Genomic DNA, 19,983 nt, shown 5'->3' with positions numbered 1-19,983 from the left:
GCGTGTGGCGGGCCGGCGCTGCGTGGGCGGCGCGAGCTGCCGGGGGAGCGGGCCCGGCGCTGCGAGCGAGCCGCCCGGGCACCGGTTGCCATGGGGGAGCGGCGTCACTCGGACCGGCATGTCGCGGGCCCGGGCGGTCCGGCCACCCGGGCCGCCCCACTAGGCTCGCCCTCATGTCGCGCCGTTCCCTCCACACGCCCGCCCCCGACGCTGCCGCCCTCCGGGCGCGCCTGGACCGCGCCCGCTCCGCCGCGGCCGCCGCGGACACCGACGCCCTTCTGATCGCGCCCGGCTCCGACCTGCGCTACCTCCTCGGCCAGGCCGGCGGCTCGTTCGAGCGGCTCACCACCCTCGTCGTCCCGGCCGACGGCACGCCCGCGCTCGTCGTGCCGAAGCTGGAAGCGCCCGGCTACGCCGACGTCCCCACCGACGAGCTCGGTGTCGAGCTGCTCACCTGGGTGGACGGCGACGACCCGTACGCGCTCGTCGCGGACCGGCTCGGGAAACCCGGCCGCGTCGCGGTCAGCGACTTCACCCCGGCGCTGCACGTCCTGGCCCTGCGGGCTGCCCTCGGGACGGCCGAGCAGACGCTGGCCGGCCCGGTCGTGCGGGAGCTGCGGATGCGCAAGGACGCCGCCGAGATCGCCTCCCTGCGCGACGCCGGCGCGGCCATCGACCGCGTGCACGCCCGCGTCCACGAGTGGCTGCGGCCCGGTCGCACCGAGGCCGAGGTCGGCGCTGACATCGCCGCGGCCATCGTCGAGGAGGGCCACGTCCAGGCCGACTTCGTCATCGTCGGCTCCGGCCCGAACGGCGCGAGCCCGCACCACGACGTCTCCGACCGCGTCATCGAAAAGGGTGACGTCGTGGTCGTCGACATCGGGGGCCCGCTGCCCGCCGGCTACAACTCCGACTCCACCCGCACCTACGCCGTCGGCACCCCGCGCGACGCCGACGTCGCCGAGACCTACGCAGTGCTGCAGCGCGCCCAGGCCGCCGCGGTGGCCGCGGTCAAGCCGGGCGTCACCGCCGAAGCCGTCGACGCGGCCGCGCGCGACGTCATCGCCGAGGCCGGGTTCGGCGAGTACTTCATCCACCGCACCGGCCACGGCATCGGCCTGGACGTGCACGAGGAGCCGTACATCATCGCCGGGAACGCGCTGCCGCTGGAGCCGGGCATGGCCTTCAGCGTCGAGCCGGGCATCTACCAGCCGGGCCGCTGGGGCGCCCGGATCGAGGACATCGTGATCGTCACCGCCGACGGTGTCGAGTCGGTCAACAACCAGCCGCACGAGCTCGTCGTGCTGAACGCATGACACCCGGCGGCCTGGAGCCGCTGGACCAGTCGATCGTCCAGGAGCTCGCGGCCGACGGGCGGCGCAGCTTCACCGACCTCGCCGAGCGGGTCGGGCTGTCGGTGTCGGCGGTGCACCAGCGGGTGCGCCGCCTCGAGCAGCGCGGGGTCATCCTCGGCTACACCGCGCGGCTCGACGGCGAGCAGATCGGCCTGCCGCTGACGGCGCTGATCTCGCTGACGCCGAACGACCCGGGGGCGCCGGACGACTACCCGCAGCGGATCCAGCACATCAAGGAGATCGAGTCGTGCTACTCCGTGGCCGGCGACGAGTCCTACATCCTGCTGGTGCGCGTCCAGTCGCCGCTGGCCCTGGAGGACCTGCTGCGCCGGATCCGGGAGGCGGCGAAGGTGTCGACCCGCACGACGGTCGTGCTCTCTACGCCGTTCGAGGGACGTTCGCCGACGTTCTGACCCCGGTGGTCCGCCCGACGACCGGGGCACTGGTACGGTAAAAGGTATGGCAACACGTAAGGTCACTCTTTCGCTGGACAGCGGCGCCTTGGACTTCGCCGAACGCGCCGCGAAAGCACACGGGATCTCGGTCTCGTCCTGGCTGTCGAAGGCGGCCAGGCGCGAGGCGGTTCGCACGGGTTACACCCCGCAGAAGCCGGAGCCGGCCGTCGCGGAGTTCGACGAGGCCGAGCGCGCGGCGGCGGAGAAGGATCTGCGTGCGCAGGGGTGAAGTCTGGACGTACCACCCCCCGACCGAACCGGCCCGGCAGCGCACGGTCGTTCTGCTGTCCTCGGACGGGGTGAACGAGTCCGAGCGCCCCTGGCTGCTCGGCACCGAACTCCTGGAACGCGACCCGCAGGACATCCTCGGCGTCGCGATCGACGCCCGGTACTGGGTGTCGACGCTCAACCTCACCCGGCTCTACCGGCCGTGGTTCGACGAGCGGATCGCCGAGATCGACTTCGACGTCCAGGAGCGCATCGACATCGCCCTGCGGGCCGCCCTCGATCTTTGAGTGTATAACGGCCTATACCGCCCGGCGATGGTGAAAGACACCGGTCCCGTGAGCGCACGCGTCACCCCCAAAGCCCGCAAAGAGCAAGGGGGTCAGCGGGCGACGACCTCCGGGGCCGCGTGCAGCTTGCCGTCCGCGCCCGCGAGGCAGGACGCGTTGCCGTCGCGGGCGGCGATGAACTCCGTCAGGCAGTTGGCGATCGCCGCGTGGCCGGCCGCGTTGGGGTGGAACGACTCCTGCAGCGCGTGGCCCGCCCGGTCGGCCTGCGCGAGGTCGGCCAGCTGGAGCGTCAGGCGCGTGAACCATTCCGTCGCCGGGTTGGCGCCGCCGCTGCACGCCTCGTGCTTGACGCCGGCCTTCGCGAGGTCGAGGAACCGCGCGCCGGTCTGCTGGGCGGCGGCCTTGAGGCCGGCGGAGAGCACTCCGATGCCGGTTTGGGAGATCCATTGGAGGTCTTCGACGCGGAACGGGCAGCCGTTGAGGGTGCGGAGGTCCTCGGGCAGGTCCGGTCCGATCGGGGCGGCGTAGGACTGCAGGATGAGCTGGTAGTCCGCGGGGACGTAGTCGGCAGCGGCGAGCACCTTCTTCACGTCGGCGACGGCGGTGGCGACCTTCGGGACCATGGCGTCCACTTTGGACTGCCAGGTCTGCTTCAGTGCGGTGCTGCACGGCGGGCCGCCGGGGTTGAACCAGGCTTTGAAGCAGTCGGTGACCTGGTTGGAGAACTTGGGTTCGTCGTTGGCGCCGACGGCGATCACGACGGCGGCGACGCGGTGGTCCTTGACGAGTGCGGCGAGCTGCTGTGCTTGTGAGGGCTCGGTCCACTGCTTGACGTCGCCGAGGGCGACCTGTTCGGCGGGTGCGCCGGAGCAGGCGAGGTTGACGTGGGCGGTGATGCCGGGTGCGGTGATCTTGTCGACGAAGGCGTTGGGGGAGCGGTGGCACCAGTTGCCGCCCTGGCCGTTGGTGGTGGCGGTGTACTGGCCGGCGCCTTCGCCGGAGACGGTGCTGTCGCCCATGGCGACGATGGTGAGCGGGCCGGTGCCCGGTGGGCCTTGCCGTGGTTGTGGTTGTCCGTTCTTGCTTTCGGAGCCGAAGAAGACGAAGAGGCCGGCCAGCAGGGCCACGCACGCGAGGACCAAGGCTCCCCAGTACCACCGAAGACGTCGCATCGTCGTCGAGTCTACGGATCAGTGGTCGGACGGGTGTGCGTCACCGGTCACGCCGAGCGCCGGGCGGCGTGGTGGGGGACGAGGTCGACCGGGAGTTCGCGGACTCCGAAGATCATCGGTGAGGGGTAGCCGATCTGGACGCCGTCGCGGACGCGGATGTCGGCGAAGCGGTCGAGGAGCTGTTCGAAGACGACTCGTCCTTCGAGGCGGGCGAGGGGTGCGCCGAGGCAGAAGTGGACGCCGCCGCCGAAGGCGAGGTTGGTTTCCTTGCGGGGGCGGGGGTCGAACTCGGTCGGGCGGGTGTGGTGGCGGGGGTCGCGGTTGGCGCCGAGGACCCAGGGGGTGACCATCGACTTGGCGGGGATGGTGACGCCGCCGAGTTCGACGTCGGTGGTGCTGATGCGCAGGAGGCGCATGATCGGTGGCCGGTGGCGGGTGACTTCTTCGAGGAGGCTGGGGACGAGGCTGTGGTCGCGGCGGACGGCCGCGGCGGCGTCGGGGAATTCGTGCAGGGAGAGCACGGTGTTGCCGAGCATCATGGTGGTGGTGATGTGGCCGGCGGCGAGCAGGAGCGAGGCGAAGTTGAGGACTTCGTGGTCGGCGAGGCGTTCGCCGTCGACTTCGGCGTGGGCGAGTGCGCTGAAGAGGTCGTCTTCGGGGTCGCGGCGGCGTTGGGCGAGGAGGGCGGCGAGGTAGGTCTCCATGACTTCGGTGAGGGAGGTGCCGTCTTCTTGGGGGGCGCCGCCGGAGAGCAGGGCGTCGGCCCAGCCGCGGTAGAGGGTGCGGTCTTCGGGTGGGATGCCGATGAGGTCGCCGATGACGACGACGGGGAGTGCGTAGGCGAGGTCGCGGATGAGGTCGGGGTCGTCGTGTTCCGCCATTTCGGTGATGAGGGTGTCGGTGGCGGTGACGATCCGGGGTTCGAGGTCGGCGACGACTTTGGGGGTGAAGGCTTTGCTGACGAGTTTTCGCAGCCGGTGGTGGACGGGTGGGTCGACGGCCGCCATATTGCCGCGGACGGCTTCGGCGGTGTCCGGGAGGAGGAGTCCGGGGTCGGAGGAGAATGTCTGGTGGTCGGTGAAAATGCGGCGGACGTCGGCGTGCCGGAATACGTGCCAGGTGTCGTCGTCGTCGGCGATGACCGGGTGGTTCTCGCGCATCTGGTCGACCCACGCGAACAGCGCGGCTCCGCCGTCTTCCAAGGATGGTGGGCGGACTTCGGGCGAGCTCATCCCGCGGCTCCTTCGCTGAAACCGATTTCCCCAGAATGAATGCATTCATTCGTTGACATTGACCACGCTATTGGCGTTCCTGGTTGGGCGTCAACAAGAAAAGGTGATCTTATTCGTCAACGAAATGGGCTTGTCGATCAACTTTGGATGTCAACGGGACGATTCAGCCTGCTTCGGTCAGGTCGGACGTCGCCGCCAGTTCGAGGGCGACGTCGGCGATCACCGGGATGGCGGGGTTGTCGTGGTCGGGTACCCACACCAGTTCGGTGCGGGCGATGTCGTTTTCCAGGGGTACGAACGCGACGCCGCTGCGCCGGAGGCTGTGGGAGGAGCGGGTCAGCCGGGTGACGCCGATGCCGGCTGCGACGAGGCCGAGCAGTCCTTGCACGGTGGTGGCTCGCTGGACGACGTGCGGGGTGAAGCCGGCGGCGGCGAAGTCGGCGTCGTAGCTGCGGTGCCAGGGTTCCCAGCTGCCGCGTGGGGTCAGGACCCAGGGTTCTCCGGCGAGGTCCGCGAGCTTGAGCGACGCGCGTCCGGCGAGGGGGTGGCCGGTGGGGAGGACGGCGCACACTTCTTCGGTGAGCAGGGTGCGTGACGCGAGGCCGGGGACCAGGGGTGGGCGGGTGAAGGCGAGGTCGAAGCGGCGTTCGCGCAGGCCGTCGACGAGTTCGGCGATCGAGGCTTCGGCGGTGGTCACTTCGAGGTCGGGGAACCGTGCGCGCACGGCGCGGACGACCGGGGGCAGCAGGTAGTTGGCCGTGCTGGTGAGGAAGGCGAGCCGGGCGGTGCCGATTTCGCCGCGGATCGCGCGTCCGAGTGTCGCGACGGCGGCGTCGGCGCGGGCGAGGACGGCGCGGGCTTCCGGCAGGAAGAGCTCGCCGACGGCGGTGAGGCGGGTTCCGCGGGTGTCGCGGTCGAAGAGCCGGGCGCCGAGGGTGCGTTCGAGGACGGTGATCTGCTGGGAGAGGGACTGCTGGGCGATGTGGAGGCCGGTGGCGGCGCGGGTGAAGCTGGTTTCGTCGGCGACGGCGACGAAGTAGCGCAGCTGCCGGAGCTCGGGGGTCACAGGCTGGGACTGTAGCCGCGGCAGGGGATCGGTGTTGGCGGCGTGGTCGTGCGCATCCCCAGGATGGAGGGGAATCCACTGGGAGGAACAGATGACGAACACCGACGGCCGCGTCTGGCTGATCACCGGCTGCTCGGCCGGGTTCGGCCGGGAGATCGCGCTGGCCGCACTGGCCGCGGGTGACCGGGTGCTGGCCACCGCGCGGCGGCCGGAAACCCTGTCCGGCCTGCGGGAGCGTGGCGGGGACCGGGTCCGGACCGCGGCGCTGGACGTCACCGATGCCGGGCAGGTCGATGCCGCGGTGAAGACGGCGCTGGAGGAGTTCGGCCGGATCGACGTCGTGGTGAACAACGCGGGCAACGGCTCGGTCGGCGCGGTCGAGGAGCTCACGCTGGAGGAGCTGCGCGCGCTGATGGAGGTGATGTTCTTCGGGGCGGTGGCGGTGACCAAGGCGGTGCTGCCGCACCTGCGGGCGCAGGGCAGCGGCACGGTGGTGCAGATCAGCTCGATGGGCGGGCAGCTGTCGATGCCGGGTTACGGCGCCTACTGCGCGACGAAGTACGCGCTGGAGGGTATTTCGGAGGCGCTGGCGGTGGAGGTCGCGCCGTTCGGGGTGAAGGTGCTGATCGTGGAGCCGGGCGCGTTCCGGACGGAGTTCGGTGGTGGCCGGATGCACCGTTCCCGCACGATCGACGCGTACGCGGTGTCGACGTCGGGTACGCGGGACGCGGTCGAGTCGATGGACGGCACGCAGCCGGGCGACCCGGCCAAGGCGGCCGCGGCGATCGTGCGGGCGGTCGGCAGCGAGGGCGCGCCGTTGCACCTCGCGCTGGGCGCGGATGCCGTGGCGGCGATCCGGGCTCAGCACGAGGCGCTCGCGGCGGACCTGGCGGCCTGGGAGGAGGTCAGCCGGGCGACGGCGCTGGACTAGTTCTGCGGGTCCTGCAGCACGCCGAGGACGTTGCCGTCGGCGTCGGTGAAGGTGGCGACCAGGCGGCCGTTGCCGACGTCCTTGGGCTCGTCCTTGATCTTGGCGCCGGCGGCGGTGACGTCGGCGAGCTTGGCTTCGATGTCGGTGACGTGCCAGTAGGTCACCGGGCCGGTCATGCCCTGCTGGGCGCCGTTCGGGACGAGGCCGATGTGCTGGCCTTCGACGTCGTAGCCGACGTAGTAGGGCGCGTCGGCCTGGGGTTCGGTGCCGAGCAGGGCGGTGTAGACGGCCTTGGCGGCGGCGAGGTCGGTGACGGGGTGGAGAACGGTCTTGATCCCCTGGGTGCTCATCTTCGGTGCTCCTGAAGTCGTGGTCTGCGGTACGTCCATGACGTTATGGTGAGCCGCTGACCTGCGCTTCTCGATTCCTGATCGGTTAGTCGAGCAGGGCGGTGAGGACGCCGTCGAGGAGGCGGACGCGGCGGTCGGCGATGCGGTGGACCTCGTCGTCGTGGGTGGCGACGATGACGGCGGCGCCTTCGGACGCGCAGCGGCGCAGGAGCTTCAGGACCCGGGGGGTGCTGCCCGCGTCGAGGTGGGCGGTCGGTTCGTCGGTGAGCAGGATGCGGGGCCGGCCGGCGACGGCGCGGGCGAGGGCGACGCGTTGCTGCTGGCCGAACGACACTTCGAGGGGGTAGCGGTCGCCGAGTTCGCCGATGCCGAGGTCGTCGAGGAGTTCGGTGACGCGGGACTGGATCGCGGCGGGGGCCGGGCGGGGTATGTCGGAGCGCAGCCGCAGGGGCAGGGCGACGTTTTCGGCGATCGTGAGTTCGTTGGCCAGCCCGAGTGCCTGCGGCAGCACGGCGCAGGTGTGCCAGGGCGGGGCGCCGCTGATGGGGACGCCGTCGAGCAGGACGCAGCCGGAGTCGGGGGAGTCGAACCCGCACAGCAGGGCCAGCAGGGCGCTTTTGCCGGAGCCGGAGCGGCCGGAGACGGTGACGAGCTCGCCGGCGCCGACGCGCAGTTCGAGGCCGCGCAGCACTTCGATGTCGCCGCTGGGGTGGGCGAAGCTGCGGCGCAGCCCGACGGCTTCCAGCATGGACGGCGCGGCTTCCGCGGTCATCGCTGCGGCTCCCGTTCTTCGACGCCTTCGAGCGTGCCCTTGTGCAGCCGGGCGACGCGGGCGCCGAGGTCGATGAGGCGTTCGTCGTGGGAGGCGACCAGGACCGCGAAGTCCTGGTCCACCAGGTACTGCAGGGTGTCCAGGACGAGGTCGGCGGAGGCTTCGTCGAGCTGGGACGTGGGTTCGTCGGCGAGGATCACCGTGGAGCGCGCGGCGAGGACGCAGCCGAAGGCCAGGCGTTGCTGCTGGCCGCCCGAGAGCGCGGCGATCTTCCAGTCGCCGGTGCCGTGGAGGCCGAGCTGGCCGAGGATGTCGTCGGGGTTGCAGTCGGTGCCGGCGGCTTCGGCCGCGGCGCGGAGGTTGTCGGCGACGCTCAGGTAGGCGAGCAGGTTGTCGGACGGGCTTTGGAACACCAGTCCGAGGTGGTGGCGTCGCAGGGCGCGTCGTTCGCGGTGCTTGAGCTTGCGGACGTCGGCGCCCTGGAAGGTCAGCGTGCCGCGGGCGGGTTGTTCGAACAGGCCGAGCACGCGCAGCAGCGTCGACTTGCCGGAGCCGGACGGTCCGGCGAAGACGGTCATGCCCCGGGCGGGGACGTCGAAGCTGACGTCGTCGACGCCGGTGACGACGCCGGCGGGGGTCGGGTAGTCGACGCCGATGCCGCGGAGGGTGAAGATCGGTTTGTCAGGCACGGATCAGCTCCGCGGTCCGGGCGGTGCGCACCGAGCGCATCGCGATCCAGCCGGCCAGTGCCACCACGAGCACGCCGACGACCAGCACGGTCAGCACGAACGGCAGGGGGTCGGGGAGCTCGGAGCGGGGCGCGAGGAAGGTCGCGGGGTCGAACCGGGGGACCGAGAGGCCGGCGACCGAGATGCCGCAGACCACGCCGACGACGATCGCGAGGCCGCTGAGGGCGCCCAGTTCCATCAGGTGGCTCGCGAGCAGGGTCCGCGGCCGCATGCCCATCCGCAGCACGAGCGCTCCGGCCAGGGCGTTCTGGCGGCGGCGGACTTCGACGGCGACGAGCAGCGCGAGGATCGCCACGACGCCGAGGACCGCGCCGAGCAGTGCGACGAAGGAGAACGTCCAGGACACGACGAAGAACGGCAGGCCGTCGAGTGCGGTTTCGCGGTCGATGCGGTTGGGGATGAAGACGCCGGCGGTGCGCAGCGCGGCGGTCGCGTCGGCCATCGACGCGCCGGTCAGGACGCTCCACTTCGGGACCCGGTCGAGCTGTCCGTGGTCGAGCGCGGTGCGGGAGACGACGTAGCCGGGTGAGGTGCCGATCATCGGGAACACCGGGAGGTCGGCGACGGTGACGGCGTCGCGGAGGCCGTCGGGCAATTGGGCGCTCTGCTTGGCGGTGTGGCCGACGCGGATGACGGGGGTGCCCTTGGGGTCCGGTTGCGAGATCTGCCGCAGGAGCCCGTCGAGGTCGCCGGCCGGGACGTCGCCGGCGGTGGCGCCCCGGGTGAACGTGGCGGGGTCGACGACGAGGACGACGCTGCCGGTGCCGGTCAGCTCGCCGACGACGGTGCTGTTGTGCGCCAGTGCGGCGGGCATCGCGACGGTGCCCATGCCGATGGGGCTGTCGGTGTCGAGGCGGGCGTTGCCGCCGACGAAGATCGCCGACTTGGTGTCGAGCGCGGCTTCCTGGCCGTTGGCGATGCCGATCCCAGTGGCGAGCGTGCCGATGGCGAGGGTGCCGATGACCAGGACGCCGGTGACCGGGGCGCGGGCGCCGGCCAGCCGCCGGATCGCCAGCTGCAGGGCGGGGCGTGACCAGAGCCGGGCCCGGTGGGAGGCGTGCAGGGCCAGCCAGGCCAGCCGCGCGGTCAGCAGGCCGACGGTCAGCACGACGAACACCGGGTAGGTCAGGGCCAGCGGGTCGACCTGGGGTAATGGATTTCCGAGGCGGGAGCCGGTGCTGTAGTGGGCGAGGCGGGTCCAGCCGAGCCAGGCCATGCCCGCGGTGGCGAGCTCCCACGGGAAGTACCCGAGCAGCCGCATCCGGTTGCCGGCGCGGCGGACGCGGCCGAGTTCGAACTCCCGGTGCGCTCGCACGGCGACGACCAGGGCCAGCAGCGCGAGCGACACGACGAGTACGCCGGCCGCGACGATGCCGGCGTTCAGCTCGGCCTCGGGGTCGGGTGCGCCGGGTGGGCCGTAGACGCCGAGCAGCAGCCGGGCGGCGACCGCGCCGAGCGCGCCGCCGAGCAGGATCGGCAGGCCGAGTTCGGCGACGGCGAGGCCGCCGAGGGCGCCGGGGCCGCTGCCGCGGGCGGAGAGCAGCCGTAGCTGCGCGTGGCGGCGCTGGTACCACTGCAGGGCGACGGTGCCGAGGCCGGCGCAGCCGACCAGGACGCTGATCAGCGCGAGCGGCAGGATGGAGACGAACACGTTGTCCTGGGCCTGGCGGGCGATCTGCACCGAGCGGTCGAACGTCGGGACGTCGGTGGCGACGAGGTTCCCGAGTCCTTGGGCGGTGAGGTCGGCGCGGACGTCGGCGATGAGGTCGCGGGAGCGCTGCAGCAGGTCTTCGGCGGCGCTGAGGGTGGCCGGTGCCGGTTCGTAGAACGAGATGTGGAAGTACTGCATCTTCGGCAGGCCGATCGCCTTGACCGCGTCGGCGAAGGTCTTGCCGTCGGTGGCGAACACGATCGAGTCGATGGGGTCGTTGGCGAGCCGGTCGACGACGGCGCCGGACTGCTGGGAGCACCACCAGCGCGGCGGCGGGTCGAGCAGGTCGCGGTAGATGCCGGTGACCGGGGGCAGCGCGGTGCCCTGGATGCTCGGCCGGGTGCCGACGCCGATGTGCTCGGCGTCGGCGACGACGTTGCCCAGCCACAGCCCGGGGGCGCGGGTGCCCTGCTGCAGCGCGAGGTTGTCCAGGCCGGCCTGGTCGCGGTAGCCGAGGCGGATCTTGTAGTTCGGGTCGCCGTTGAACTGGGTGCCGGGCAGGACGTTCGTGTACTGGCCGACGACCGGTGCGCCGAAGCCGTGGGCGCCGGCGTGGCGCTGGACCGCGCCGGTCACGGCCGGGATGTCCTGGACGGGGATGTTGCCCTTGCCGAAGACCGGGCCGTAGCTGTCGGGGCAGGTGATGCCGGTCTGGTAGGCGATCGTCGCGCCGCCGGCCGCGGAGGCCTGCAGGACCGCGGCGGTGCCGAGGAAACAGGCGAGCAGCGAGGTCACCGCGGCGACGATCAGGGTGAGCGGGCTGGAGAGGGCGGCCTTCGGAGCCGCACGCCACGGCTTGGTCACTCTGCGCTGTCCAATTGTCCCCCATTTCACCCGCATGGACGCGCACGCTACCGGCAGATCGCAGGAGTTGGCACGTTTTTGTATCCGATTGTTGCTCACACGCGGTCATCGGCCACGGATTCGGGAACGAGCAACCCGTGCGGCCATCCGGCCGGTTTAGTGGTCTAGACCTTGACGCATGGATTGGTCTGATCCAATCCTGAAGGCGTTCTCGCCGTGTTACGCCGCGGCACGGCTTCCCGCCGGCACTGGAGCGCAGATGCGTCGACGCAGACCTTTCTCCCGAATGTCCGTTTTACTTGCCCTGGCTGGGGTTTCGGCCGGCACGCTGGTCGCCGCGGCCGGAACCGCCCAAGCCGCGACGCCGCTGCCCGCGCACGTCTTCGCGCCGTACTTCGAGGCCTGGACCGGCGAGAGCCCCGCCGCGCTGGCCCAGCAGTCGGGCGCCAAGCACCTCACGATGGCCTTCATCCAGGCCGCCACCAAGGGTTCGTGCACCGTCTACTGGAACGGTGACACCGGGATGCCGATCGCGAACTCGACGTTCGGCGCGGACATCGCCACGATCCGGTCCCGCGGCGGCGACGTCATCCCGTCCTTCGGCGGCTACACCGCCGACAACACCGGCACCGAAATCGGCGACAGCTGCACCAACGTCGACTCGATCGCCGCCGCCTACGAGTCGGTGATCACCACCTACGACGTCCCGCGCCTCGACATGGACATCGAGGACAACTCGCTCACCAACACCGCCGGGATCGACCGCCGCAACAAGGCCATCAAGAAGGTCCAGGACTGGGCCGCGGCGTCCGGGCGCTCGCTGCAGATCTCCTACACCCTGCCCACGACCACCCGCGGCCTCGCCGACAGCGGCCTCGCGGTACTGCGCAACGCCGTCGCCAACGGCACCCGCGTCGACGTCGTGAACATGATGACCTTCGACTACTACGACAACGCCGCCCACCAGATGGCCACCGACACCCAGACCTCGGCCACCGGGCTCGTCTCCCAGCTCGGCGCGCTGTACCCGGGCAAGACGCAGGCGCAGCTGTGGGCGATGGTCGGGATCACCGAGATGATCGGCGTCGACGACTTCGGCCCGGCCGAGACGTTCACGACCGCCGACGCGGCCACCGTCTACAACTGGGCGGTCTCGAAGGGCATCAACGAACTCTCGTTTTGGGCCCTGCAGCGCGACAACGGCGGCTGTCCCGGCGGCGCCGCCGCGGACAACTGCTCCGGCATCGCCCAGGACACGTGGTTCTTCAGCCACGCCTTCGCACCGTTCACCGGCGGCACGACCGTGCCCGGCAACGACTTCTCCCTCGCCGCGAACCCGGCCTCGGCCTCGGTCGACCCGGGCGGCTCGGCCACCGCGACGGTCAGCACCGCCGTCACGTCCGGGTCCGCCCAGCCGGTGACGTTGTCGGTCACCGGCGCCCCGGCCGGCGTCACGGCGTCGGTCAGCCCGGGCTCGGTCACCGCGGGCGGCAGCGCGACGCTGTCGGTGAGCACCACGTCGGCGGCGGTCCCCGGGGTCTACCCGCTGACCGTCACCGGCACCGCGACCGGCGCGAGCCACAGCGCCACCTTCACCCTCACCGTGAAGGGCACCCCGCCCGCGGGCGGCGTCGTCAACGGCGGGTTCGAGACCGGTGCGCTGAGCCCGTGGAGCGCCGCGGGTGACGCCATCGTGGCGTCGCCGGCCCACTCCGGGACCCACGCGCTGCAGGTGGTGCCCACGTCCTCGGCCACCGGGGAAGCGGCGCAGAACGTCACGCTCGCACCGAACCACGCCTACACGCTCAAGGCGTGGGTGCAGGGCAACTACGCCTACGTCGGGGTCCGGGGCGGCGCGACCGCCAGCACGTGGACCTCGAGCAGCGGCTGGACCCAGCTGTCGGTGCCGTTCACGACCGGCGCGTCCGGTGCGGTGACGGTGTACGTCCACGGCTGGTACGGCCAAAGTGCCCTCTACGCCGACGACTTCACCCTCGGCTGATCCGTTCGGCGGCGGCCCGGTTCAGCAAAGTGGAGGTTGGCCGGGCCGCCCACGGCCGAAAGACTCACGGGGAGATCTTTCGCCCGCGAGGAGGACCTGATGCCGCACATCCCGCTCGACCCGCAGCTGCCGGGCATTTCGGCGCTCTTCGCCTACCGGCCGGAGACCGCGGTGCCGCTCGGGGCGCTGGGCGAGGTCCTGCTGCGCGGCCCCAGCACCCTCACCGTCGGGGAGCGCGAGCTGATCGCGACCGTCGTGTCCCAGGGCAACGAGTGCCGGTTCTGCACCGGCAGCCACGCCGCCGTCGCGGCCCAGACCATCGAAGGCGGCCGGGCGGTCGTCGACGCCACGCGCGGCGGGATCGACAACGCCCCCGTGTCGGCGAAGCTCAAGGCACTGCTGTGGATCGCGCTCGCCGTGCGGGAGACCGGCCGCGCGGTCACCGAAGAGCTCATCGCGGCCGCCCGCGCGGAGGGCGCGACCGACACCGAACTGCACGACACGGTCCTCATCGCGGCGGCCTTCTGCATGTTCAACCGGTACGTCGACGGCCTGGCCACGGTCGTGCCGGACGACGAAGCCGTCTTCGACCTGATCGGCAAGCGGCTGGTCGAGAACGGCTACCGCCGCTAGGGCACCAGCACGACCCGGCCGGGACGGGTCCACGCCGCACCCGCGTCGCGCAGCGGGACGCGCTCGTAGTCGACCGTGAGCGCCCCCGCCACCGCGTGCCCCACCACCGTCAGGAGCGCTTCGCGGCGGCGGACGGCGTCGAGCTCGTTGTTCGTGTAGCCGTGGACGTGCAACGACTTGCTGCGCAGCACGGCCGAGGACACCGGGAACTCGTCGCCGGCCGCGCCGCCGAGGTTCACCAGCCGCCCGCCGGGGCGCAGGGCGCGCAGTGCCGCCGCGGCCGGGATCCCGGCCACCGGGTCGATCACCAGGTCCACCGGGACCTCACCGAGCCGGGCCGCCAGGCTTGCGACGTCGTCCTCGGCCGCGAGCCGCACGACACTGTCCGCGCCGAGGCGGCGGGCCCGCTCCAGCGCGGCATCGGACCGCGCGCACGCGACGACGTGCCCGGCCCCGGCGACGCGGGCCAGCTGCACCGCCGACTGGCCGACGATCCCGCCGGCGCCGAGGACGAGCACGGTCTCGCCCGCGCCGAGGTTCCCCTTCCAGGTCAGGCACATCCACGCCGCCACCGCCGACAGCCCGAGCGCCGCCACGAGCGCGTGGTCCGCCCCGGGCGGCAGGATGACGAGATCGTCGGGCGCGGCGACGGCGTGCTCGGCCATGCTGCCGTCCCCGGGCCGCATACCGGCGGGCGTGGCGAACCAGACCGGCGTGCCGGCCGGCTCGGTCGGCGTCGGCCGCGTCAGCACCCCCACGCCCTGGACCCCCGGCACGTACGGCGTCCCCGGCCGGCCGAAGTAGGACGTGCCGGACGCGCAGAGCAGGTCGAGCGGGGTGATCGGCGCGGCGGTGACGCTCACCGCGACCTCGCCCGCCCCGGGTTCGGGCACCGCCCGGTCCGCCACCGCGGGTGGCTCGCCGGGCGTCCGGATCTCCGCCGCGCGCACCTGCGCGTCAGACGGGCTGGAGGATGAAGTCGTACCGTGCCTCGAGCCACGGCTCGGCCGACTCGCCACCGTCGGGCGTCGGCCCGGGGTCGCGGTGCTCGAAGGTGACGACCAGCTCCTGCTTGGTGCCGAACACGACGTCGCTGTCGAGGTACTCGGCGCCCTCCTCGAACAGGTGCGTGATCAGCGGCTCGTAGCCGGCCGCGTTGATCAGGAAGTGCACGTGCGCCGGGCGGAAGTGGCTGATGTCGGTGCCGCTGATCAGTTCGCCGACCGGGCCGTCCATCGGGATCGAGTAGCCCTTGGGCGCGATGGTGCGCAGGCAGTAGGTCCCGTCGGCGCGGGTGGCGTACTTCGCGCGCAGCCGCGCTTCGTCGATGTCCGGGATCTGCGACTCGTACGCGCCTTCCTCGTCGGCCTGCCAGACGTCGAGGATCGCCCCGCCGACGGGGGAGCCGTCGAGGCCGGTGACGGTGCCGGTGACGTAGAGCGGCGTGCCGGGCAGGCCGTCGGACATGTCGCCGCCGAACTCCTTCTCCGGCGAGCCGTCGATGTGGAACGGGCCGAGCACGGTCGCCGGGGTCGCCTTCGCGTCGAAGGCGTGGTTCATCTGCACCACCAGCATGCTCAGGCCGAGCACGTCGGAGGCGAGGATGAACTCCTCGCGCTTCTCGTCGCTGATCTGCCCCGTCTCGGTGAGCCACCGCATGGCGGCCATCCACTCGGTCTCGCTGAGCCGCACTTCGCGGGCGAAGGCGTGCAGGTGCCGGACGAGGGCGGCCATGACCTGCGCGGTGCGCGGGTCATGCGCGCTCGACCAGCGTTGCGCGGCGAGCTCGGTGATGTTGTCCTCGGTGACGAGCTGCATCGGCGTTCCTCTCAGCGTTGCGGGTCCGGGGGGACCGGCCGGTTGTTCAGGTCTACCGACAGGAAGATGTCGTTCGCGACCGGGTGCCGCAGTTCTTCGGCGAGCTGGCCGATGAGCCCGGCGGTCCGGGCCAGCAGCGCGAACCCGCGCAGCAGCTCCAGCGGCAGCCCGAGGTCGGTCAGCGCGGCGCCGCAGACGCCGGCGCCGTTGAGCGGCAGCGTCTTGCCCAGCACCTGGGGGTGCACGCGGCCGATGGCGGCGAACAGCTCCAGGTGCGGTCCGCGCAGGCCTTCTTCGGCGGCGATTTCGAAGAGCCGCCGGGTCCGCGGGTCGCCGTCCTTGTGCACGTGGTGCCCGAGCCCGGGGACGAACTTCTTCTCCGCACGACGGTTTTCGACGGTCTTGAGCGCGAGCGCGTCCCAGCCGGCCTCGTCGGTCGGCGTCTCCGCGCTCGCGAGGACCTCGTGCAGGAACCGGCCGCAGTCCTCGGTGACGCCCAGGAAACGCGACCCGCCGCCGAGCAGGCCCGCGGCGAGCGCGCCCTGGACGGAGTCGGGCGCGGACAGGTACGTCAGCCGGGTGACGATCGCGGTCGGGGTGAAACCGTGGTCGGCCAGCGCGGCCAGCACTGCCTCGAAGACCCGGGTCTCCCCTGGGGACGGACGTCGTTGCGTGGCCAGCCAGAAGGCCAGCTCGCCGAAGCCGACGGTGCCCATGACGTCCTCGGCGAGGTCCTGGCCGAGCAGGGTGATCTTGTCCTTCGTGGACGATCCCAGTGCTGTTTTGTAAACGGGCGCAGTGTAGACGGGGTCAGTCATCCGGGGTCTCCGTGAGCCAGGTGCGCAGTTCGGCGCCGTGTTCGTCGAGCTCCGGCGGCGGCAGCCGGTAGGCGGCCGGGGTCGCGGAGAACCGGATCGGGTGCCGGGTGGTGGGGACCGCGCGGTCGCCGTCGCCGACCTCGACGATCGGGTCGAGCCCGAAGCGCTCGGCCATCGCGAAGCCGCCGTCGATGGTGTTGATCGGTCCACACGGGACACCGACCTTCGTCAGCGCCTCGAACCAGTCGACCGCGCTCTTCTTCGCCAGCCGCTCGATCAGGATCGGCCGCAGCTCTTCGCGGTTCTTCGTGCGGTCGGCGTTGCGGGCGAACCGCGGGTCGCCGGGGACGTCGGGCAGGTCCAGCACCTCGCACAGCCGGCGGAACTGCCCGTCGTTGGCCGCGGCGACGATCAGGTCGGCATCGGCGGTGGGCAGCGGCTCGTAGGGGAAGACGCTGGGGTGGGCGTTGCCCATCCGGTAGGGCACCACCCCGCCCGCGGCGTAGGCCGAGCTGTGGTTGACCAGCCCGGTCAGCGCCGAGGACAGCAGGTTGACCTCGACGTGCTGGCCCTCGCCGGTCGCGTCGCGGTGGCGCAGCGCGGCGAGGATGCCGATCACCGCGTGGTTGCCGGCCATCACGTCGAACACCGAGATCCCGGCCCGGTACGGCGGGCCGTCCGGGTCGCCGGTCAGGCTCATCAGGCCCGAGATCGCCTGCACCATCAGGTCGTAGCCGGGCACGTGCGCGCCCGCACCCGAGCCGAAGCCGCTGATGGAGGCGTAGACGCTGCCGGGGTTGGCCGTCTTGACGGAGTCGTAGTCCAGGCCGTACTTGGCCAGGCCGCCGGGCTTGAAGTTCTCGATCACCACGTCCGCGCGGGCCGCCAGCTCGCGGGCGACAGCCGCGTCGGCCTCCTCGCGCAGGTCGAGCGCGATCGACCGCTTCCCGCGGTTCACCCCGAGGTAGTACGTCGAGACGTCGCCGCGCACCGGCGGCATCCACGTGCGCGTCTCGTCGCCCTGCGGCCCCTCGACCTTGACGACCTCGGCGCCCATGTCGGCGAGCAGCATCGTGGCGTAGGGCCCGGCGAGCACCCGGGAGAAGTCCGCGACCAGCAGCCCGGACAGCGGGCCGGCCGTGCTGGGTTCCACCCGGATCCTCACTTCCTGTCCGTCAGACGGACGCTTGTCCGCAGTCTGCCCCGGCGCGCGGTGGCGGTCAAGACACCGCGGGGACGGTGACGTGCGGGACGTCGTGCAGCCGCGCGAAGTCGGCGCTGATCTCCCCGGCGGTCTGCAGCAGCAGCGGCAGGTGGTGCTCCAGGAGCCGCTCCACCGGCGTCTCGGCGGCGTGGCAGTTGACGTTGACGCCGGCGATCACCCGCCCCGAGCCGTCGCGCAGCGGCGCCGCCACCGAGCGGATGCCCAGCGCGAGCTGCTCGTCGGTGAGCGCCCACCCGCGGGCGCGGACCTCGCGCAGCTCCGCGTCGCGCTCGGCCGGCTCCGGCTGCCAGCGGGGGACCAGCCCGGAGCGGGTGGGCTGGGCCAGCACCGCCTCCAGCTCGGCCGGGGCCAGCGCGGCGAGCTGGACCTTGCCCAGCGACGTCGGCAGCGCCGGGAACCGCGTGCCGATCTGCACGCTCAGCCCGACGATCTTCGGCACCGCGACCCGGGCGACGTAGACGATGTCGGAGCCGTCGAGCTGGGCGATCGAGCACGACTCGTTCGTGCGCTCGACCAGGCGTTCCAGGTGCGGCCGGGCGATGTCCCACAGGCCCATCGAGCGCACGTAGGCGACGCCGAGGTCGAGCACCCGCGGGGTCAGCGCGTAGCCGCGCCCGCCGGCGCGGACGTACCCGAGCTCTTCCAGCGTCAGCAGGATCCGGCGTGCGGTCGGGCGGGCCAGGCCGGCGGCGGTCGCCACCTCGGCCAGCGTCATCTCCGGCCGGTGCGGCCCGAACACCGTGATCACCTCGAGCCCGCGCGCCAGCGCTTCGATGAAGTCGGGACCCGTTCCCTCGCGTGGCATGCGCGACCTCCCTCTTGCAGTGCTGCCCCGCAGCGTAGCGGCGGGGATCGACGGGGATTGACACCGGCGCGGCACTGGGCAAAGGTGGCGTCACCCCTTGAGTGTCCGTAGAGCGGACGAGTGTACGCGACCGGAGGCAGCGATGACCGGACCAATCGTCCTGCGAGGCGGCACGGTGCTGACCCTCGACGACGCCCGCCGGGTACTGCCCGGCGAAGACGTCCTGGTCACCGGCGGCGAAATCGCCGCGATCGGCCCCGCCCTGGACGTCCCGGCGGGCACGACCGAGATCGACGCCGCGGGCGGCATCGTCATGCCGGGGATGATCGACACGCACCGGCACCTGTGGCAGACGGCCATGCGCGGCTACGGCGCCGACTGGACGCTCACGCAGTACTTCGTCTGGTACTACCTCGAATGGGGCAAGGTGTTCCGCCCCGAAGACATCCACGCGGGCAACGTCCTCGGCGCGTGGGAAGCCCTCGAAGCGGGCGTCACGACCACCGTGGACTGGTCCCACGGCCTGCAGACCACCCAGCACGCCGACTCGGCGGCCGACGCGCTCGAATCCGTGCCCGGCCGGTTCGTCCTGGCCTACGGCAACATCCAGGACGCCCCGGCGAACTGGACCGCCACCCCCGAGTTCCGCGACTTCGTCTCTCGCCGCACCGGCGGCGAACTGGGCTTCCAGCTGGCGTTCGACGTCACCGGTGACCCCGCGTTCCCCGAGAAGCCGGCGTTCGAGGTGGCGCGCGAGCTCGGCGTGCCGGTGACGACGCACGCCGGAGTCTGGGGCGCGACCGGCGACGACAGCATCAAGCTGATGCACGACCACGGGTTCATGACCCCCGAGACGGTCTACGTCCACAGCGCGTCGCTGTCGGCGGACTCCTACCACCGGATCGCGGCGACCGGCGGCTCGGCGTCGGTCTCGACGGAAAGCGAGCAGAGCGCGGGCCAGGGCTACCCGTCCACCTGGGCGTTGCGCCAGTACGGGATCCCGGTGTCGCTGTCGATGGACACGTCGGTCTGGTGGAGCGGCGACCTGTTCTCCGCGATGCGCACGACGCTGGGCGCGGACCGCTCGCGCGAACACCTGGAGGCGCACGCGAAGGGCGACACGGTCACGCACGCGGCGTTGCGCGCGGAGCAGGTGGTGGAGTGGGCCACCCGCGGCGGCGCGGCCGCGCTGGGACGCTCGGACATCGGCAGCCTCGAGGTCGGCAAGAAGGCCGACGTGGTGCTGCTGAAGAACGAGCACTCGCCGGTGTCGTTCCCGCTGCTCAACCCCTACGGCCACGTGGCGTTCCAGGCCCAGCGCGGCGACGTCCACACGGTGCTGGTGAACGGCCGGGTGGTCAAGCGCGACGGCCGCCTGGTCGACGTGGACCTCCCGGCGGTGCGCAGCCAGGTGGAGTCGACGGTCGAACACCTGCGCGGGCAGCTGGGCGAGGAAGCGTGGGCGAAGGGGATGAACCCGGACGTCCCGGAGACCAAGGTCCTCGACAACCCGTACACATACACGACCTACCAGAGCGACACCACCCACGGCGGCTGAGCTACCGTGGCG

20 protein-coding genes are annotated in these 19,983 nt (G+C 71.9%); 8 read left to right on the top strand and 12 right to left on the bottom strand.

Features of this window, described 5'->3' with window-relative positions; genetic code table 11:
- Window positions 1-173: 173 nt before the first annotated feature.
- From ACZ7PG_RS39150 to ACZ7PG_RS39135, 4 genes are read left to right on the top strand one after another with little or no spacing between them, the layout of a single operon-like run.
- Window positions 174-1,316, top strand: coding sequence for a M24 family metallopeptidase (locus tag ACZ7PG_RS39150; protein WP_470244242.1), 1,143 nt, complete (start codon window positions 174-176; stop codon window positions 1,314-1,316).
- Window positions 1,313-1,768 carry an Lrp/AsnC family transcriptional regulator gene (locus tag ACZ7PG_RS39145; protein WP_364623019.1) on the top strand — a complete coding sequence of 152 codons (456 nt, stop codon included), beginning with the start codon at window positions 1,313-1,315 and terminating at the stop codon, window positions 1,766-1,768. The genes ACZ7PG_RS39150 and ACZ7PG_RS39145 overlap by 4 nt, the downstream gene beginning before the upstream one ends.
- A gap of 46 nt (window positions 1,769-1,814) precedes the next feature.
- Window positions 1,815-2,039 (top strand): hypothetical protein, encoded by a 225-nt coding sequence (locus ACZ7PG_RS39140; RefSeq protein WP_364623022.1) that lies wholly within the window; start codon window positions 1,815-1,817, stop codon window positions 2,037-2,039.
- Window positions 2,026-2,325, top strand: coding sequence for a hypothetical protein (locus tag ACZ7PG_RS39135; RefSeq protein WP_155544080.1), 300 nt, complete (start codon window positions 2,026-2,028; stop codon window positions 2,323-2,325). Before ACZ7PG_RS39140 ends, ACZ7PG_RS39135 begins: the two co-directional genes overlap by 14 nt.
- Window positions 2,326-2,417: 92 nt before the next feature.
- Here ACZ7PG_RS39135 and ACZ7PG_RS39130 read toward each other — a convergent pair whose 3' ends face one another.
- The 3 genes from ACZ7PG_RS39130 to ACZ7PG_RS39120 all read right to left on the bottom strand — a co-directional run bounded on the left by ACZ7PG_RS39130 (window position 2,418) and on the right by ACZ7PG_RS39120 (window position 5,795).
- Window positions 2,418-3,497 (bottom strand): GDSL-type esterase/lipase family protein, encoded by a 1,080-nt coding sequence (locus ACZ7PG_RS39130; RefSeq protein WP_470244241.1) that lies wholly within the window; start codon window positions 3,495-3,497, stop codon window positions 2,418-2,420.
- 47 nt (window positions 3,498-3,544) lie between these two features.
- A complete protein-coding gene (locus tag ACZ7PG_RS39125; RefSeq protein ID WP_470244240.1) occupies window positions 3,545-4,729 on the bottom strand; it encodes a cytochrome P450 in 1,185 nt (394 codons plus the stop codon).
- Between the two features lie 163 nt (window positions 4,730-4,892).
- Window positions 4,893-5,795 carry a LysR family transcriptional regulator gene (locus ACZ7PG_RS39120; protein WP_470244239.1) on the bottom strand — a complete coding sequence of 301 codons (903 nt, stop codon included), beginning with the start codon at window positions 5,793-5,795 and terminating at the stop codon, window positions 4,893-4,895.
- Window positions 5,796-5,886: 91 nt separating this feature from the next.
- On the opposite strand from ACZ7PG_RS39120, the gene ACZ7PG_RS39115 reads away from it, so the two are divergent.
- Complete coding sequence (locus ACZ7PG_RS39115) at window positions 5,887-6,726, top strand: oxidoreductase (RefSeq protein ID WP_470244238.1); 840 nt, start codon at window positions 5,887-5,889, stop codon at window positions 6,724-6,726.
- On the opposite strand, the gene ACZ7PG_RS39110 is transcribed toward ACZ7PG_RS39115, so the two are convergent.
- The 4 genes from ACZ7PG_RS39110 to ACZ7PG_RS39095 form a co-directional block, all read right to left on the bottom strand.
- Window positions 6,723-7,076, bottom strand: a complete 354-nt coding sequence (locus tag ACZ7PG_RS39110; protein ID WP_470244237.1) for a VOC family protein — start codon at window positions 7,074-7,076, stop codon at window positions 6,723-6,725. The genes ACZ7PG_RS39115 and ACZ7PG_RS39110 overlap by 4 nt on opposite strands.
- Window positions 7,077-7,161: 85 nt before the next feature.
- Window positions 7,162-7,848, bottom strand: a complete 687-nt coding sequence (locus ACZ7PG_RS39105) for an ABC transporter ATP-binding protein (protein ID WP_470244236.1) — start codon at window positions 7,846-7,848, stop codon at window positions 7,162-7,164.
- Complete coding sequence (locus ACZ7PG_RS39100; protein WP_470244235.1) at window positions 7,845-8,537, bottom strand: ABC transporter ATP-binding protein; 693 nt, start codon at window positions 8,535-8,537, stop codon at window positions 7,845-7,847. Before ACZ7PG_RS39100 ends, ACZ7PG_RS39105 begins: the two co-directional genes overlap by 4 nt.
- Window positions 8,530-11,112, bottom strand: coding sequence for an ABC transporter permease (locus ACZ7PG_RS39095; protein WP_470244234.1), 2,583 nt, complete (start codon window positions 11,110-11,112; stop codon window positions 8,530-8,532). The genes ACZ7PG_RS39100 and ACZ7PG_RS39095 overlap by 8 nt, the downstream gene beginning before the upstream one ends.
- Before the next feature lie 286 nt (window positions 11,113-11,398).
- Between ACZ7PG_RS39095 and ACZ7PG_RS39090 the strand changes: the two genes are divergently transcribed.
- Window positions 11,399-13,114: a glycosyl hydrolase family 18 protein gene (locus ACZ7PG_RS39090; protein ID WP_470244233.1), complete on the top strand. Its 1,716-nt coding sequence runs from the start codon at window positions 11,399-11,401 to the stop codon at window positions 13,112-13,114.
- A 99-nt stretch (window positions 13,115-13,213) separates the two neighbouring features.
- Window positions 13,214-13,747 (top strand): carboxymuconolactone decarboxylase family protein, encoded by a 534-nt coding sequence (locus tag ACZ7PG_RS39085; protein ID WP_470244232.1) that lies wholly within the window; start codon window positions 13,214-13,216, stop codon window positions 13,745-13,747.
- On the opposite strand, the gene ACZ7PG_RS39080 is transcribed toward ACZ7PG_RS39085, so the two are convergent.
- The 5 genes from ACZ7PG_RS39080 to ACZ7PG_RS39060 form a co-directional block, all read right to left on the bottom strand.
- Window positions 13,744-14,697, bottom strand: coding sequence for a quinone oxidoreductase family protein (locus ACZ7PG_RS39080; protein WP_470244231.1), 954 nt, complete (start codon window positions 14,695-14,697; stop codon window positions 13,744-13,746). The genes ACZ7PG_RS39085 and ACZ7PG_RS39080 overlap by 4 nt on opposite strands.
- A 7-nt stretch (window positions 14,698-14,704) precedes the next feature.
- A complete protein-coding gene (locus ACZ7PG_RS39075; protein ID WP_470244230.1) occupies window positions 14,705-15,565 on the bottom strand; it encodes a dioxygenase family protein in 861 nt (286 codons plus the stop codon).
- An 11-nt stretch (window positions 15,566-15,576) separates the two neighbouring features.
- The gene (locus ACZ7PG_RS39070) at window positions 15,577-16,383 is read right to left on the bottom strand and encodes a citryl-CoA lyase (protein ID WP_470244229.1); all 807 of its coding nucleotides are present in this window, start codon (window positions 16,381-16,383) and stop codon (window positions 15,577-15,579) included.
- Complete coding sequence (locus ACZ7PG_RS39065; protein WP_470244228.1) at window positions 16,376-17,536, bottom strand: CaiB/BaiF CoA transferase family protein; 1,161 nt, start codon at window positions 17,534-17,536, stop codon at window positions 16,376-16,378. The genes ACZ7PG_RS39070 and ACZ7PG_RS39065 overlap by 8 nt, the downstream gene beginning before the upstream one ends.
- A 67-nt stretch (window positions 17,537-17,603) precedes the next feature.
- A complete protein-coding gene (locus tag ACZ7PG_RS39060; RefSeq protein ID WP_470244227.1) occupies window positions 17,604-18,413 on the bottom strand; it encodes an IclR family transcriptional regulator domain-containing protein in 810 nt (269 codons plus the stop codon).
- Window positions 18,414-18,555: 142 nt separating this feature from the next.
- Between ACZ7PG_RS39060 and ACZ7PG_RS39055 the strand changes: the two genes are divergently transcribed.
- On the top strand, window positions 18,556-19,971 hold the full coding sequence (locus ACZ7PG_RS39055; RefSeq protein ID WP_470244226.1) for an amidohydrolase family protein: 1,416 nt from the start codon (window positions 18,556-18,558) through the stop codon (window positions 19,969-19,971).
- Window positions 19,972-19,983: the final 12 nt, after the last annotated feature.

Source organism: Amycolatopsis sp. NPDC114504 (genome assembly GCF_055633595.1).
The sequence above is the reverse complement of the archived record's forward strand: the minus strand, read 5'-3'. Positions and strand labels throughout refer to the sequence as shown.

Coding starts and splice junctions, on each gene's coding strand:
- ACZ7PG_RS39075 (WP_470244230.1), bottom strand. CDS start 15,565: ATGCAGCTCGTCACCGAGGACAACATCACCGAGCTCGCCGCGCAACGC.
- ACZ7PG_RS39130 (WP_470244241.1), bottom strand. CDS start 3,497: ATGCGACGTCTTCGGTGGTACTGGGGAGCCTTGGTCCTCGCGTGCGTG.
- ACZ7PG_RS39145 (WP_364623019.1), top strand. CDS start 1,313: ATGACACCCGGCGGCCTGGAGCCGCTGGACCAGTCGATCGTCCAGGAG.
- ACZ7PG_RS39070 (WP_470244229.1), bottom strand. CDS start 16,383: ATGACTGACCCCGTCTACACTGCGCCCGTTTACAAAACAGCACTGGGA.
- ACZ7PG_RS39140 (WP_364623022.1), top strand. CDS start 1,815: ATGGCAACACGTAAGGTCACTCTTTCGCTGGACAGCGGCGCCTTGGAC.
- ACZ7PG_RS39085 (WP_470244232.1), top strand. CDS start 13,214: ATGCCGCACATCCCGCTCGACCCGCAGCTGCCGGGCATTTCGGCGCTC.
- ACZ7PG_RS39090 (WP_470244233.1), top strand. CDS start 11,399: ATGTCCGTTTTACTTGCCCTGGCTGGGGTTTCGGCCGGCACGCTGGTC.
- ACZ7PG_RS39110 (WP_470244237.1), bottom strand. CDS start 7,076: ATGAGCACCCAGGGGATCAAGACCGTTCTCCACCCCGTCACCGACCTC.
- ACZ7PG_RS39055 (WP_470244226.1), top strand. CDS start 18,556: ATGACCGGACCAATCGTCCTGCGAGGCGGCACGGTGCTGACCCTCGAC.
- ACZ7PG_RS39125 (WP_470244240.1), bottom strand. CDS start 4,729: ATGAGCTCGCCCGAAGTCCGCCCACCATCCTTGGAAGACGGCGGAGCC.
- ACZ7PG_RS39105 (WP_470244236.1), bottom strand. CDS start 7,848: ATGACCGCGGAAGCCGCGCCGTCCATGCTGGAAGCCGTCGGGCTGCGC.
- ACZ7PG_RS39150 (WP_470244242.1), top strand. CDS start 174: ATGTCGCGCCGTTCCCTCCACACGCCCGCCCCCGACGCTGCCGCCCTC.
- ACZ7PG_RS39115 (WP_470244238.1), top strand. CDS start 5,887: ATGACGAACACCGACGGCCGCGTCTGGCTGATCACCGGCTGCTCGGCC.
- ACZ7PG_RS39060 (WP_470244227.1), bottom strand. CDS start 18,413: ATGCCACGCGAGGGAACGGGTCCCGACTTCATCGAAGCGCTGGCGCGC.